This is a genomic window from Streptomyces chrestomyceticus JCM 4735 (genome assembly GCF_003865135.1).
In the GTDB taxonomy this organism is placed as follows: Bacteria; Actinomycetota; Actinomycetes; order Streptomycetales; family Streptomycetaceae; genus Streptomyces; species Streptomyces chrestomyceticus.
Map to the genome: position 1 here is coordinate 2,378,926 of NZ_BHZC01000001.1, position 15,076 is coordinate 2,394,001.

11 protein-coding genes and 1 pseudogene are annotated in these 15,076 nt (G+C 69.1%); 4 read left to right on the plus strand and 8 right to left on the minus strand.

Annotated elements, in window-relative coordinates; genetic code table 11:
* Positions 1-50 precede the first annotated feature (50 nt).
* The 3 genes from EJG53_RS42335 to EJG53_RS43595 form a co-directional block, all read right to left on the minus strand.
* The gene (locus tag EJG53_RS42335; RefSeq protein ID WP_244955078.1) at positions 51-1,178 is read right to left on the minus strand and encodes a DUF2637 domain-containing protein; all 1,128 of its coding nucleotides are present in this window, start codon (positions 1,176-1,178) and stop codon (positions 51-53) included.
* 140 nt (positions 1,179-1,318) lie between these two features.
* Positions 1,319-1,513, minus strand: coding sequence for a hypothetical protein (locus EJG53_RS09795; protein WP_125044541.1), 195 nt, complete (start codon positions 1,511-1,513; stop codon positions 1,319-1,321).
* A 302-nt stretch (positions 1,514-1,815) separates the two neighbouring features.
* On the minus strand, positions 1,816-2,502 hold the full coding sequence (locus EJG53_RS43595) for a helix-turn-helix domain-containing protein (RefSeq protein WP_307721673.1): 687 nt from the start codon (positions 2,500-2,502) through the stop codon (positions 1,816-1,818).
* A 210-nt stretch (positions 2,503-2,712) separates the two neighbouring features.
* On the opposite strand from EJG53_RS43595, the gene EJG53_RS09805 reads away from it, so the two are divergent.
* Complete coding sequence (locus EJG53_RS09805) at positions 2,713-3,987, plus strand: PIN-like domain-containing protein (RefSeq protein ID WP_125044542.1); 1,275 nt, start codon at positions 2,713-2,715, stop codon at positions 3,985-3,987.
* A gap of 111 nt (positions 3,988-4,098) precedes the next feature.
* Here the strand turns inward: EJG53_RS09805 and EJG53_RS09810 are convergent, their stop codons facing one another.
* Positions 4,099-5,088 carry a hypothetical protein gene (locus tag EJG53_RS09810; RefSeq protein ID WP_125044543.1) on the minus strand — a complete coding sequence of 330 codons (990 nt, stop codon included), beginning with the start codon at positions 5,086-5,088 and terminating at the stop codon, positions 4,099-4,101.
* A 902-nt stretch (positions 5,089-5,990) separates the two neighbouring features.
* Here EJG53_RS09810 and EJG53_RS43300 point away from each other — a divergent pair.
* Together EJG53_RS43300 and EJG53_RS09820 are read left to right on the plus strand one after the other, a co-directional pair.
* Complete coding sequence (locus tag EJG53_RS43300) at positions 5,991-9,860, plus strand: polymorphic toxin-type HINT domain-containing protein (protein WP_167515088.1); 3,870 nt, start codon at positions 5,991-5,993, stop codon at positions 9,858-9,860.
* Entirely contained in the window at positions 9,820-10,227 is a 408-nt protein-coding gene (locus tag EJG53_RS09820; RefSeq protein ID WP_125044545.1) for a hypothetical protein, read from the plus strand. Before EJG53_RS43300 ends, EJG53_RS09820 begins: the two co-directional genes overlap by 41 nt.
* Before the next feature lie 565 nt (positions 10,228-10,792).
* Here the strand turns inward: EJG53_RS09820 and EJG53_RS09825 are convergent.
* Positions 10,793-11,709 (minus strand): annotated as a pseudogene (locus EJG53_RS09825) (ISAzo13 family transposase); the annotation flags it as partial.
* Positions 11,710-11,859: 150 nt separating this feature from the next.
* Between EJG53_RS09825 and EJG53_RS42355 the strand changes: the two are divergent.
* Positions 11,860-13,023, plus strand: coding sequence for a transposase (locus EJG53_RS42355; RefSeq protein ID WP_280526813.1), 1,164 nt, complete (start codon positions 11,860-11,862; stop codon positions 13,021-13,023).
* Here the strand turns inward: EJG53_RS42355 and EJG53_RS42360 are convergent.
* From EJG53_RS42360 to EJG53_RS41705, 3 genes are all read right to left on the minus strand, one after another.
* Complete coding sequence (locus EJG53_RS42360) at positions 12,981-13,589, minus strand: GDSL-type esterase/lipase family protein (RefSeq protein WP_244955604.1); 609 nt, start codon at positions 13,587-13,589, stop codon at positions 12,981-12,983. The genes EJG53_RS42355 and EJG53_RS42360 overlap by 43 nt on opposite strands.
* A complete protein-coding gene (locus EJG53_RS42365; protein ID WP_244955080.1) occupies positions 13,586-14,317 on the minus strand; it encodes a hypothetical protein in 732 nt (243 codons plus the stop codon). The genes EJG53_RS42360 and EJG53_RS42365 overlap by 4 nt, the downstream gene beginning before the upstream one ends.
* A 127-nt stretch (positions 14,318-14,444) precedes the next feature.
* Positions 14,445-15,065, minus strand: a complete 621-nt coding sequence (locus EJG53_RS41705) for a hypothetical protein (protein ID WP_125044546.1) — start codon at positions 15,063-15,065, stop codon at positions 14,445-14,447.
* Positions 15,066-15,076 lie beyond the last annotated feature (11 nt).

Sequence of the window (15,076 nt, forward strand, 5' to 3'; positions counted from 1 at the left end):
GCGGGCTCTCCCGACCTCCCCTCACCTCACCCACCCCCACCCCTCCGGCCTCACCCCGCGGAACGATGGCGGTGCTGGCCCCGGTTGCTCTGCGCGTGCCGTGCGGCGGGCGGCGGTGCGGTGGCGAGGTCGAGCTGGCGTACGAACTGGTGGAAGCAGAGCAGGACCGTCAGCGGCGGGAGACCCGCCACGGCGATACCCGCCGGTGACGGGTGCACCCGGGCGATGCAGAGCAGCGTGGCCACGGCGGCGAAGAAGATCACGACGGCCCAGGAGTGCAGCGTACGGCGCCGGTAGGCGCGGGCGCGCAGGATGGACAGCGTGGCCACGACCCAGGGGCCGTAGATCAGCAGGGGCCACAGCTCCGCGATGCCCGACGGCGCGACGCCGGCCGCGATCGCGCGCAGCGAGGGGTAGGAGGCCACCGCGCCCAGCCCGGCGACGGCGATCGCGATCACCGCCGTCATCAGGACGGACGAGGCGCTGAGCAGGCGCCGCCAGGACCAGCCGACGGTCGCCGTGTCACGGTCCGCGTGGGCGCCGGAGACCGGTGCGGCACGGCCGGCCGGGTCCGCCGGGCCGAACGCGGTCTCCTCGGCGGGGAATTCGGCCGAGGCGGCGTGGAAGACCGCCTTCCCGGGGTGGTAGACGACGCCGTCAGGGTGGTGGGCGACGCGGTCGTCCGAGCGGTACGCGAAGTCGTCGTCCAAGTCTGAGCGGTACCCGATGGCATCGTCCGAGTCCATGCGGTACGCGATGTCGTCGGCGCCGAAGACGGCCCCGGGAGGGCGGAACGCCCCTTCAAGGCCCGGGTAAGAACTCTCCGGGTGGAAAACGGACTCGGCGGTCGGGAACCCGAAATCGCCGACGGGGAAGCCGGAGTCGCCGGCCGGGAAGACAGACTCGGCGGTCGGGAACACCGGGTCACCGGCGGGGAACACGGTCTCGCCGCCCGGGAACACGGCCGCCGGACCTCCGCCGCCTGCCACCGGGGGCTGCTCGGCGGTGGTGTCCCACAGCTCCGCCAGCTCGTGGCCCAGTTCCTCCACGACGGCGGCGTCCCATCCGTCGTCGGCCATCTCCTGGCCCAGGTACCCGTCGCGCGGGTAGTGCGGGTGGTGCGGGTACGGAATGCCGCCGGAGAAGGCGACGGACTCCTCCGTGCTCTGGCGTGGCAACCGGTGCCGTCCGGTACCGGGAGGCACGGGGACCCGCGGGGTGTCGTTCACAACAGCTCTCACAGGAATCGGTGGTGGCCGGTGGGGAAGGGGCCGGCCGACGCGCCGCCCGGCAGGGGCGGCGGGCGCCGGAGGGGCCGTTACCGGCCGTCCTTGATGCCGTCGAGGGCGGCCAGCAACTGTTCCAGCAGGTCGCCCGTGTATTCCAGCCGCACGCGCTGCCCGGGACGCAGCAGGTGGACGTCGGGGCGGACGTCGGGCGCGCTGCGGGGCACGGTCGAACTCAGCTTCCAGGAGCCGAGCTGTCGCGTGGGGGAAACGATCGTCTCAGTCATATGTCGTCAACGAATGCGCCTCACAGCGGGTGACTGCGGCATACGGGCGAATGAGAATTAAGATAACTAATTCCTCATAACGGTGCTTCGCCGAAGGAACCGGGAGCAGCCGCACCCGCACGAGTGGAACAGACCGGACACCGTACGGCGGCCCCATCGGACCGTCCCTCCGAGGCGCGCCACTGACCAGCGAAAACACCATAAAGGGAGAGTCGCCACCAAACAGCTAAATTCCCCGGCAAACCCGACACTTTCCCCGCATCGGCCCTACGGCCTTCACCGGACCGCCTCGCTTCCCGCACCTATCCGCCCATCAGTCCGCTCCCGCCAAGGGCGGGATGTTGCAGTGGAGACGGAAGATGTTGCCTGGCCGCCGAGCAGGCGCTCGCCCTCGACGGTGCCCCAGTGTGGATGATGCGGAAGTGACACACGTGGCGGCCATGCAGCGGTGCGGGGACAACCGGGGCGTCCGGGCAGGGGAACAGCGCCACCGAAGGGTTCATGATCTCGCCGAAGGTCCGCCGGACCGGCAGCAGGCGGTCTCCAACCCGGTGACGATGCCGAAGCTGTTCGCGACCGCCCAGCCGGGCCCGGAAGAGGTCCGGGTCGCTGTCCGGGGTGACGTGGCGTCCTCGATGCGGAAGGTCTCGCCTCTCACCAACCCACCCCCGCAACACCCCCTCCGTATGCCGATCCACGGGAAAGAACAGCTCGATCGCCAGCTCCGAGAGCGTGACATCGGCCGGTGCGCCGAGCGTGGCATTGCTGCTGAACATCGCCAGTTCCCCGTACGGAGTCCGGAACCGTATCGGCACCACCGCTTCACGAGGTCCGCGCTCCTGTGCCGGCGCCAGGGCCTCGTGCGCGGGCACCTCATAGGCATAGCCCGCGGCCATCAGCAGGCTGTTGCGTTCACGCAGCGGTACGTCCAGATAGTGGGCCAGGCGCAGCACCATCTTCTGGCTGGGCCGGGCGCGCCCGGTTTCCACACACGCCCCCACAGACCAGCCATGACCTCGAAGGTCAAGCCTCCCGCACACGTACGCACAAACCCACCTCCCCCCGACCACGCCCCCACACCCCCTCCCTTCCACCAACCCCTCTCCACCACCCACCCGACCCGCTAAGGTCACCATCGAACACACCGCCAACAGGCTGCGTAAACAGCACAGTTGACAGGGGCGGCAATGGTGATCGGCATGGCGGACGACGAAGAACCCCGCGGTCTGTTCGACGACTTCGGGGCCTTCCGCACCCCGACGACAGCGGACCTCACCGCCGTACTGACGAACGGCCTCGTCACCCCCGACGCGAACGTCCTGCTCAACCTCTACCGCTACACCGAACAGGCACGCGCCGACCTCCTCGACGCGCTCGGCGCCCTGGGAGACCGCCTCTGGGTTCCGCACCAGGCCCTCGTGGAGTTCTGGCGCAACCGCGAGAGCACCATCTCCGACGCCCGGTCGACCAGCGCTAAGGCCGCCCAGGAGATGACCGCGCACGCGCAGCAGGCGGTGCAGGCACTGCGTACCTGGGCCAACCGCGTGGCATTGAGCGACGAGGAGATCGAGCAGCTACGGGACCGGCTGAACGGGACCTTCGACGAGGTACGGAAGAAGATCACCGAGGTCGGCGAGGGAGAGTGGCAGCACATCAGCCACGACACCAGCGCCGACCCGGTGATCACCAGGCTGGAACAGGTACTGGCCCGCCGGGTCGGCAGGCCGTTCACGACCGAAGAGACCCCCGAACTGATCGCACTGGGGCGCCAACGGGTCGGAGACCGCGTTCCGCCCGGGTACATGGACGCCAAGAAGGACGGCGACGGCGCGGTCGGCGACTTCTTCGTATGGGAACAGTTGCTGCGCGAGGCGTCCCGGCGCCGGTGTGACGTCCTGTTCGTGACCGCGGACGCGAAGGAGGACTGGTGGCGCAAGGAGCGCGGCAACAACCGCGGCCCCCGCCCCGAGCTGACCACCGAACTCCGGTCCCGTTGCGGCAGCCGGCTGTTCCTGCTCTCCCCCAAGCAGTTCCTCGAAGTCGCCGCGCCCGTCCTGCGCTTGAGCCTCCAGGACGGTTCGGTCGAGGACATCGAGCGCGTCGAACGCATCGAGGCCGAGGACACGCACGGCGGATGGACCGCCGCGGCTCTCGAAGAGCTCTTCCGCGGGCTGTCGTACGAGGGCTACGGCGACCGCGTCGCCGTCATCCGCCACGCGGCCGAGATGGACGGCCATGTGGAGGCCGCGGCGGTCTACGACATCTGCGCCTACGACGACGACCGCAGCCTGCGCGGCTTCACCAAGCCGGTCAAACGCATCAGCGGCAACCTGCACGAACGCGGCCTCATCCCGGACACCGCGGTCCCGGTGCTCACCGCCGAGTACCAGAACGGCCCGGGCCGCGCCTCCGGCTTCCGCGTCCGCCCCCGCCTCGTCCCTCTTCTGAACGACGCCACGGACGACGAGTCGTAACCCGCACCCTTTTCGAACCGGCCAGGCACCCCACCACAAGACGGAAGGCCCGGCCGGCCCGCCCGCCGTACTGCTGCGGACGGGCCGGCCGGCCCCGATCACCGACCCGGCTCAGCCGTCGATCTTGACCTCGTCGTGCAGCCCCTTGGCGTCAACGCCCGGGTACATGCTCAGCGTGCCGTCGGCCCAGCGCACCACGACGTCGTTGGGCCGCTCGTTGGCGACGAAGGCACCGGCACCGACCACCGCGGCGTGCAGCCAGTCGGACCGCTGCGGCCGGATCTGCGTCTCACCGTGCAGACCCTCGGTGTCGACACCCTGGTAGATGGTGGCCTCACCGTCCGCCCAGCGCACCAGCAGATCCGCGGTCTTCCTGCCGCTGAACTCACCGGCGGTGACCTGCGCGGCGTGCTGCCACGCGCCATTCGTCTGCACCAGCGTCTTCTCGGCGGCCGGCTTGACGCCGTTGGTGTCCAGGTCGGGGTGGAGCGTGACCTGGCCGTCGTCCCAGACGACCACGAGGTCGTCACGCTGCGCGTTGGCCGTGAAGCGGCCCGCGGTGATCTGCGCGGCGTGGCCCCACGCCTTGTCGTTGGCCGGGGCGAGCTGCTTCTCCCCGTGGAAGCCGTTCTTGTCCACGTGGGTGTACTGGGTCAGCTCACCGTCGCTCCAGCGCACCACGAGCCCGTCCGACCCGTTGCCGAAGCTCGCCCCCGTGATCCCCTCCGCGAAGCTCCAAGCACTCTTCTTCCCACCGACACTGGGCGCCACGAGCTGGTATTCGGCGGAGAAAGGCCGCTTGGGGTCCTTGCCGTCCGAGCCCTCGTAGAGGGTCACCTCGGCGTCACTCCAACGCACCAGCATGTCCATGTGCCGGGCGCCACCCGCCGAACCACCGGTGAAGTACCCCGTGGCAATGTGCGTGGCCTTGCCCCACGGCGCGGAAGCACCGACACCGGCGACCGGCTTCACGGCGGACGCCTGAGATCCACCCGCGGCGGGCGCACCGCCGGCGGCCTGCGCCGGGGCGGCCCCAACCACCGCGCCGCCGGCCACCGCTACCGCGGTCATTGCCGTCATCAACGCCCTGCGAATACGCATGCTGTCCATTTTCCCTTTTCCTGAATCACGAATGAGGGTATGCGGGGTGGCATCGCATTTACCCGAGGCGACTGAGCCCCTGCCCAGTCCAAGCCCACAAGTTCGGGTCTACGACAACCAGTGGCCGAGATCCGTGCCGTCTACGCGGTCCGCCCAGACCATAGAAGTGGACAACTCCCGGAGAGCGCATCTCTTTCGGGGAGGTAGCGGAGCACTTCGGCAAGTTCAGGGGCAAAGCCCACACTCCCCGCAGATTCCACTACTCGGCTCGGCCATCGGGCTCTTTCCGCGCACCCTCAGGCCCCTCAGGGCCCGCAGCATCGACCGCAGTTGGCGAAGTTGCAGGCTCCATCCCAGCACGAGCGGCCGCCAGCCCGACGATCACGGCTGCCGGGGAGAGCCGGCCAACAGGCCCACTGAGCAGGTGCGTGCGGGTCCACGGCCTCGGCGCAACGCCCTCGCAAGGGCGAGGTGAACGACAGCCGGCCCACGAATGGCGAAGTAATGCCTATGTAAGCTATGCGCCCGCATCTCAGTCGAGCCCGACCGAAGCTCGCACAACTATCGAAGCGCACGTTTCGCGCATCCACCGGCCACCGGACGTGTGGTCACTTCCGCTCTCCCATTCCAGCGCTCACCCCAGGCCGCCCGGACCACAGAGGACTGGCGCCTGGAACTCCTGCCAGTGATTGAAAGATGAACAAGAAAGAGTTGACCGGATGAAACAGAGACGGTTTTCGCCGAGGACCGGATGGCCCCTCGGTGACGGTTTCCGCTCCCAAAGGGCCACATTCTGGCGGCGTGGCGCTTGTGCGACGTTACTGTCCGCGTCTTTGGTGACAGGGCTGCTTGGAGCGGGTCCTGCCCATGCCGCCCCTCCCGATCAGGATGACCTGATCTCGATGCGGGAGCAGCTGGTTGAAGCCTGGACCGAAGGTGGCGCCGGCATCAAGGCGGCGGCAGAGCAGGCGCTCCTGGGCACGGACGAGGACATCCAGAGGTTCTTCGCCGAGAAGGACGGTCTGGAGTTCGACGACAACTACATAGCTGCCAGCAAAATCCTCGGCACTTCAGGACCTGCGGTACGCGAGAGGGCCAAGGCCGCTCTGAAGGCCAGCAAGCGGGACAACCCAGAGCCGCTGCGTGCGTTCTTACGGGACGGTTGGCAGGAGCCGCTGCGGCAGGACAACGAGGTCGAAGCCTCGCGGGTCATCAACTTCGGCGGCTACGGGGTCAGGGAGGCCGGCAAGGTCGCGTTGAAGGGCGGCCCCGAGGCCGTCACCGCCTTCCTCGACAAGGGCCAGTACGAAGCGCGCCGCCAGGACAACGAAGTTGAGGTTTCGGCGCTGATCAACTCGGGCGGCCCGGCCGTCAAGGCGGCCGGCAAGGTGGCGCTCAAGGGCACGGCCGAGGACATCGCTGAGTTCCTGGAGATCGGGCAGTTCACCGCGCGCAACCGCGACCAGGAGCACGCCACCATCGCCGAGCTGGCCGAGCAGGCCACCTTGGCCGGCAAACGGGCCGCGAATGAAACGGACAAGGCCAAGGACGCCGCCGACCGCGCCATCAAGGCATCCGAGGCCGCCAAGGAAGCCGCCGCCGAGGCGGCGAAGCAAACCGAGCTGGCCAAGAACGACTCCAAGCGTGCGGCCGTCAAGGCCAAGCAGGCCGCCGACGCAGCCCGCGGCGCGGCCGCGGCGGCCCAGCACGCCATCGGTGCGGCCAACGCCGCCAACCGCGCGGCACGCATCGCCGCCATGGCCGCAGCCCAGACCGCCGCGGCCGCCACCAACGCGGCCAACGCCGCCAACGACGCCTACAACGCCTCCATCGCGGCGGCCTCCGACGCGGGCAAGGCCCAGCACGCCCGGGACATGGCCAAGAAGGCGCACGATGCGTCCAAGATGGCCCGCAACTCCGTCGAAGCCGCCAAGAAGGCCAGTGCGGCCTCCCGAGAGTCCGGCAACGCCGCCCGAGCGGCCCTGAGCGCCAGTGACAACGCCGATGCGGCGGCCGACTCCGCCGAGCGCGCCAACCGCTTCGCCGACGAAGCCGGCGTTCACTCCGGCGAGGCCAGGAACGCCGCGATCGAAGCGCGCCGGCACGCGAACGAGTCCCGGCGCGCGGCCAACGCCGCCCAGGCGCTGGCCAACCGCTCGGCCGATGCCGCCGACGAGGCCCGGGCGGCCGCAGAGTCGGCGGCCAACCACGCCGAGAAGGCCGCGCTGGCGGCGGACGAAGCCGCCAAGCACGCCGGCGAGGCGGCCGACGCCGCAGCGGAGGCCACCAAGCACGCCAAGGCCGCCGAGGAAGCCGCCAAGGCGTCCGACGCCGCCGCCACGGCCGCGCAGAAGGTCTTCGACATCGCCCGCGCCACCGAGGCCGAGGACCTGGCCACCCGTACCGCCGCCGCCATCGAGGGAGCCCGCAGCGACAAGGCCCAGGTCGCCGAGATGACCTCCGCCTCGGCCGCCGCCGCGGTCGACGCCAAGTCGCTGGACACCACCGCCGCCGAACTCGCCGCCGAGGCCGCCAAGCCCGACGCGGACACCAAAGCTCTCGTCACCAAGGGGCGGGCTTTGGCGATGAAGGCGCTGAAGACGCGCGGCCCCTGGAGTCAGCAAGCTGCCACCCTCGCTCTCTCGGGTTCTGACGAGGACGTGCTGGAGTATCTGCGCAGTGGGTGGCAGAAAGCCGGCCTGGACGAGATACGCGAGCGGGTCTTCGAGCTGAGCACCCAGAGCCCCTACGAGGTGGTGCGCACCGCTGCCGCCGCGGCGCTCAAGGGCTCGGACCAGCAGGTGAGGGACTTCTACACCACGGGGCAGTACGAGGTGGCCGTCACCGACCTGACCGTGCGCGTCTCGCAGATCAACAATGCCGGCGGGCCAGGCGTCAAGGAAGCGTCCAAGGCGGCGCTGAAGGACGGGCGGGGCAAGGTGCTGGCAGCGTTCATCGCCACCGGCCAGTACCTGGCCCAGCGTTCGGACGAGGAGGTCACCGCCTCCAAGCTGGTCAATGCCGGCGGTCCGGAGGTCAGGGCGGCCGCCAAGGTCGCGCTGGCGGGTCCGGCGGAGGAGGTGCACGACTTCGTCCAGCTGGGCCAGTACATGGCCGACCGCAAGGACACGCTCGCCGCCACCCACATCGCCCAGGTGCAGCGCCTGGTCGCCGAAGCGGGCATCGTCGCCGCCGAGGCCCAGCGCAACCGCTGGATCGCCGCCCAGGCCGCGGCCCGCGCCCATAATGCCTCCGACGAGGCCGCCAAAGCTGCCGACGAGGCCAAGAAGAACGCGAAACTCGCCGACGGGTACCGGATCGACGCCGACAAGGCCGCCGACAGCGCCGAAGCCAGCGCCGCCCAGGCCGCCAGATCCGCCAAGGTCGCCCGCAACGCCGCCGACAACGCCCAACGCGACGCCGCCGCCGCCGAACAGTCAGCAGCCCAAGCCGAATTCTCCGCCAACTATGCCCGTAACTCGGCCAAGTTCGCAGATGACGCCGCTGCCGATGCCCGGGAGTCCGCGCTGGAAGCCGGAAAGAGCGCCGAGGAGGCTTCCTCCCTGGCTTCTCAGGCTTGGACAGAGGTGAAGAAGAAACGGGAGGCCGAAGAGGCCGAGGCGCGCCGCAAGGCGGAAGAAGAGCGCAAGCGGAAGGAGAAGGAGCAGTCCGAGCAGAAGATCTGCTACGAGCACCCCACCCGTGAACTTGCCGTCCTGCCCTGCCTGGCCGCCGGCGGCAAGCTCAAGCAAGTCGAGCCCAACCCCATCGTCTCCGCGATCGTATGGGAACTCGCCGACATCGACACGGCCCTGAACTGCGTCAAGGACCCCAATCTCGCCGACTGCGGCTCCTTCCTCATCGGCGTCACCCCCTGGGGCAAAGGTGTCAAACTCGCCGGTAAGTTCGCCATCAAATACGGTGGCGAAGTCGTTGAAAAGGTCGCCAAGAAAGTACGCAAATGGACGGGGCGCGGATGCAAATGCTTCCTCGCCGGCACCAAAGTACTCATGGGTGACAACTCGACGAAGAACATAGAGACGGTGCGGAAAGGCGACTTCGTCACGGCCACCGATCCCATGAGTGGCAAGACGGCTCCTCATAAAGTGACCGCAGTGATCGTGACCGACCACGACAAGCGCTTCAATCGCCTCACCATGGCCACACCTCAGGGTCGGGCCAATCTGACGGCTACGAGTGACCACCCTTTCTGGTCGCCCTCGCAAAATGGATGGCTCAAGGCCACTGAACTGCGGAGGGGAATGACCCTCAGGTCAGCTGACGGATCCTCGGTCAAGGTGATCGACAATCACCCGTTCGCCGGGAATGCCCGCACCTACAACCTGACCGTGGACGACTTGCACACGTACTATGTGCTTGCCGGGAAGACATCGGTCCTGGTGCACAACAGCGCCGACCCTGCATCGTTCGAGAACCTCATCCCTGAAGACAAGCCCGACTGGTTCAAGCCGATCGCGCCCGGCACCGTCTTGATTCGATCCGGCAATTACGCGTACGTGGTACTCGAAAGCGGCGAACTGGTCATCGGCAAGAGAACCGCAGGCCACGTCAGCTTGGCCAAGGGAGGTAAGGTGCTGGCTGCGGGAGAGTTCAAGACCAAGGGTGGACAAATTGTCTACCTGGACAATAAGTCCGGACATTATCGGCCGTACGGAGAGAACGCACAGAAGGCTGCCATAGACGCCTTCAACAGAAATGGACTTCACTCCGATGGAAAATACATCGCCGCATGGGAAGCACCCCACTGCTGACCCGGTCGAAGCGCTGCGGAATTGCGCCCTGGCGCTCACAAAGAGAGCTCACGAGTCATGCGGAACCGAGGCCCTCGAACCGGACCTCGAACGCGCACTCGAAATACTCCGAGCGACCCCGGAAATGAGGCAAGAACTTGAAACGGAGCTGATTTCCCTCATCGACCCAGCCAGAGAAGGCATAGTCGAGCTGGTGGCTTTCACCATGCACGAGTTGCGGTGGCCTCGAATAGAGCAGGAGATCAGGGGAAGGGTCACCGGAAACATCGGGAACGTCAGCAACATCCGACTGTACGAAGCGATGCTGGACGCTTTCTCTGACTCATGGAGCGACCGCGACCTCTATGAGAGGTTTAGCAGCCAGTAAAGACGTCACCGTACAGCAGAGCACGAGGCCGAGCACTGCCATGCGGCGCTAGGTCGACCATCCTGGTCAAGGTGGCCCCGCCGGTACCCACCGGCGGGGCCACCTTGACAGCGAACTCTTCGTGCCGGCAGTCCCCTGAATCACACGGGTCTCATCCACGTCCGCCAAGTTAATCACCAGTGATTGGCGGTTTCCGGCTTCCGTCAACGCTGCCCTTGAAGCTCCACCCCGTCAGCCGGCGGCCGACCGCTGCAGTTCAACTATCGTCCGGTCCAGCGTCGCGACGTAGGCATGAAACTTCCCCTTGAGTTGAAGCCCTTCGTCCGAGTCGGTGCGCGCCGAAGCAAACGAGCTGAGCAGACCCTTGATCTTGCGGGCGTGCTCGTCCAGATCCGGGATGCCCGAGGCGCTCAGGTCACCGTGGCCGACCTGGTCCGCATATCCAGCGATCTGACAGTCGATGTCGAACAGATCGAAACCCCGGCCGACAGCTCCCCGGGTTTCGGACGGTCAGGGTAGGGCAAGGCAAAGAATTCCTGATAAGCGTCCCGGAAGCCGGAGCGTGGGCGAAGGCGTGCGGCCGCTTCTTCCAGGTCCAGTAGCGGGGGTTGTTCGAGCCGCCGGAGTCGGCCGTGATCAGCAGCCGGATGGCGCGCGGGTGGTCGAGTCGTCCGCGTCGGTGCCACCAGCGACGGATGGACTCCACGGCGCACGCAGCGGTGTCGTGGTCGGTCCCGATGTTTACCCAGCCAGCGTTGGTGGCGAGGTCGTAGACACCGTAGGGCACGGCAACCGGCTGGCCGTCGGCGATGAGGTGGCAGTGGCAGTCCACCTTGATCGGATCCTTGCCTGGGCGCCAGGTGCGTCCGGGCCGGTCGCGGTTGCCGATCCACGCTTTGGCCTTGGTGTCAACGCTGATCACCGGCTGATCGGCGCTGAGGAAGGCAGCGGCGGCGGCCTTGATGTGGGTGAACTGGGCGTTACGGTCCGGATGGCGGGATCCCTCGGTGGTTTTGGCGGTGCCTTGCAGGCTGTAGCCCATCTTGTGCGGGAGATGCCCGACGACGGTTGTGGCACTGACCGGGTGGCCCTGGGCGGTCAGGGTCTGGGCCAGATTGCGCAGCGGCCGTGTGGTCCAGCGAAGCGGGGAGACAGATCGCCGCGGGCGTGCGGCTCGATCAGCGCTTCAAGGTCCGGCAGCAGGCCGGGGGCGGTCGTTGTCAGCGGCTTGCGGCCGGCTCCTGGGACACGGATGCGGCGGGTTGGCGGGAACGGCGCGACCAGCTCGGTGATGCCGCGGGCGATGGTGGCGGTGCTGGTGCCGGAGACTGCGGCCACCACACTGATCCCGCCGTGGCCGACCACGACGGCCTCGTCGGCCAGGTAGAGCCGGCGACGCCGTTCATCGAGGCGCGGGAGGATGTGATCGGGTTTGGCCTGCAGTGCGGTAGTCGGGATGCGATGTCGCGGAGGCGTAGTCATGCCCCAGCCTCCTACTGCGTCCGGACCCACAGATCAATCCTGACAGTGATTTACGTACGAGCCCTGGGCAAGCGGGCCAACTGCCAGGCCGCGGTGAGCGTGCACGCCGCCACCGCCCAGGCATCCTGCCCCCTGCAGTGACGCCTGTTTCTGTCCAAGGAGTGGGCCGACGATCCCCAACGCCGCACTGCGTGCAAGGTGCCGGCCCACATCGGGCACCGCGAGAAGTGGCTGCTCGCGCTGGACGCCCTTGAGGACCTCATCACCTGGGGCATCCCGCCACGGGTCGTGCTCGCCGACGCGGTGTACGGGGTCGACGCCGCCTTTCGTGGCGCACTCTCCGGCCGGGCCCTGGACCGTGTGCTGTCCGTCGGTTCCGGCGCCACCACCCACCCCTTCGACGCAGTCCCCGAGGCGCCCGCCCGTAAGGGCGCGAACCGCTGCCGGCCTCAGCCCCGCTACCGCTGGACCCCACTGGCCGTGGCCGCGCACGCCGTCGGCCTGGGATGCTGCGGCTTCAGCGCAGTCACCTGGCGGCAGGGCTCGCGCGGCCCGAGGCGCTCGCACTTCGCGGCTCTGCGGGTCCACCCGGCCTGCAACTCCGTCATCCGCCCGCTCAGAGCCCGGGCCGCGGCCGAGCAGGGCTGGTGGGACGGCGTTCTGCCCGGCCTGTGGCTACTGGCCGAGTGGCTGACCGCGGCGGAAGCACCCACCGAGTACTGGTTCTCGAACCTGCCCGCCGATACCGGCCTGGGACTCGACCACTTCGAAGGACGCTCCTGGCCGGGCCGGCGCCATTACGTCGCCCTGGCCACCGCCGCCCACGCCTTCCTCACCGAACAGCGGCTCTCACCAAATAACGACAGGCACACAGGCGTTCGTTTCTGGTCGGTGAATCGAACGCTTTCGGCCCGAGGCGGGCAGCTACGGGATCGGGGGGGGCACGCCCACCTCCATGTCATGTCGATGCCGCTTCGAAGCACCGGGCTGATGACCCCCGGGGTCGGAAACCCCAAGCCGGCCAGGGCGGGTGAGCACCTGGCCGGGGCGGTCCGAGAGGCCCGCGGCGGGTCAGGGCGGGAAGGGCCCCGACCGGGGACGGGGGCACCCGGTCGGGGCGGTTCGGGGTGGGGGCGGAATCGCCTCCGGGAGCCCCGGCCAGGGACGGGGGAACACCTGGCCGGGGCGGTTCGGGGGCCCGGGCGCTGGGGCCCGGGAGGGGCCGGACGAGCGGCCCGGGAGGGGGCGGGGGTGGGCTCGGGGGCGGGGGGTTACAGGTCGTTCAGGTTTACTGCTGAGGCGAGGGCCGCGTAGCCGGCGTCACTGGGGTGGAGGCCGTCTTCGGAGACGTAGCCGGGGGCGGTGCGGCCGGTGGTGGGGTCGGTGAGGATCTGGGCGGCGTCCAGGACGGTGTCGTAGGCGCCGCTGGTGCGGATCCAGGTGTTGAGTTCTTGGCGGACCTTGTCGCCGGCGGCGTCGGTGAAGGGGAAGACGGCGCCGCGGACGGGGAGGATCGTCATGCCGACGGCCTTGAGGCCGTGGGCGTGGGCCTGGCGGATGAGGGTGCGGTGGGCGTCGATGAGCCGGCGGGCGGTCACCGGGGGGTGGGGCTGCATGCAGGGGTTGTCGGGGCCGGTCGTGGCCAGGTCGTTGGCGCCGATGTGGATGAAGACGGTGCGAAGGTCGGGGTGTTCGCGGAGGGTTTTCTCGAAGCGGGTGAGGGCCTTCTCGCCGTAGCAGGGGGAATCGCGGAGGAGGCTGTCGCCGGCCAGGCCCGCGTTGACGGCGCCTTGGGGGCGGCGGGCGGCGAGGAGGCGTTCGGCCAGCTTGTCGGAGAAGCGGTTGTCGGTGCCGGGGGTGGTGCCGACGCCGTCGATCAGGGAGTCGCCGAAGACGAGGAAGGACGGGGGGACGGGGCGGGCGAAGGGGCGGGGGGCGCCTCGGCGGTGTCGGCGAGGAGGGCGGCGCGCTGGTCGGTGGAGGTGCGGGGGCGGCCGGTGACCTCGGCCGCGGTGAGGTAGTACCAGGCGTAGGACGTGTTCCGGTCGAAGGCGTCGGTGAAGACGGTGCGCAGGTGGTCGCCGGGGGCGCGGTAGGAAGTGGCCGTGGTGAAGCGGTGGACGGTGGCGGGGCCGGTGGGGCGGTCGAAGCGGAGGGAGACGGTCAGCTTTTCCAGGGCCGAGGTGGGGAACGGGAGGGCGTCGGTGAGGAGGTCGCGGCCGACCGGGACGGTGGTGGCGCGTGCGCCGCGGAAGGTGAGTTCCTTGATGGTGCCGGGCCTGGCCTTCGGGCCGCCGTCGGAGCGGGCGAGGGTGGCGCCGGCGATGTGCAGGGGCTTGGTCCCGTAGGCGTTGGACAGGCGCAGGCGGAGCTTGGTGCCGCCGACACTGACCCGGAAGACCTGCCGCAGCGTCTGGTCGGCGAACCCCTCCTCGGACCAGTTGCGGTCGACGTCGGCCGGGCCGCTGGCCGCCTGCTGCACGGCCGCTCCCCAGGTGGTCGTCCACTGGGGGACGGTGGCGGCGGGTGTCGCTCCTTCGGTCCGTAGCGTGGGGGAGGCTGGGGCACAGGCCCCGGCCACCGCCACCAGTGTGATCACGGTCAGCACGCTCCCGACTCCGTTCCGGAATCGCCACCGCATGTGCCAGTCCTCTCGGTCGTTCAGCCTCGCTGGGTCAGGTGATGCCCCCCGTTCGCCGCCCTGTCGCCGTTCTGTGTCGCGGGCGGAGTGTCAGTCAGTGTTCGTCGGCGGCCCGGTGCGCCGGGCCGGGGCCGTTCTTCGCGAAGTACGTGGCCACCGAGACGAGGATCTCGTTGGCGCTGCGGAGTACGGCCAGTTCGGCTTCCAGTTCCGCTATCCGGCGGGAGTCTCCGCGGGCGGGCTTGTCGCGGCACCGCTCGCAGTCGTCCGTCAGCAGGCCGAACGGCCCGGTGGGGTCGAACGGCCCGGTGGGGTCGAACGGCCCGGTGGGGTCGAACGGCCCGGTGGGGTCGAACGGCCCGGTGGGGTCGAACGGCCCGGTGGGGTCGAACGGCCCGGTGGGGTCGAACAGCCCCGCCGGGGTGGACGGGCGCGTGAGGTCGCTCGTGTCGTCGAGGCCCTCCCTGCCCCCATCGCGGCCGGCCGGTCGGCCCTTCTCGCTCACGGACCGGAGTCCGGTCGCTCTTCCCGGGGCGGGTGCCTTTCTCAGGCTGGTCACCTCCCCCGCTTCCCGGGTGGTCGGTGCGTCGTATGCGTGTGGCGGTTCGTCGTCCGCCCCTCCGGCGCTCCACATGCCGTTCGCGCGGGGTACGTCGTTCGCGTCGCGCAGGTGGCGCGCGGTCTTCGGGTTGGTCGGGTCCTGAAAGGCGTGCACGTTCTCCGGCT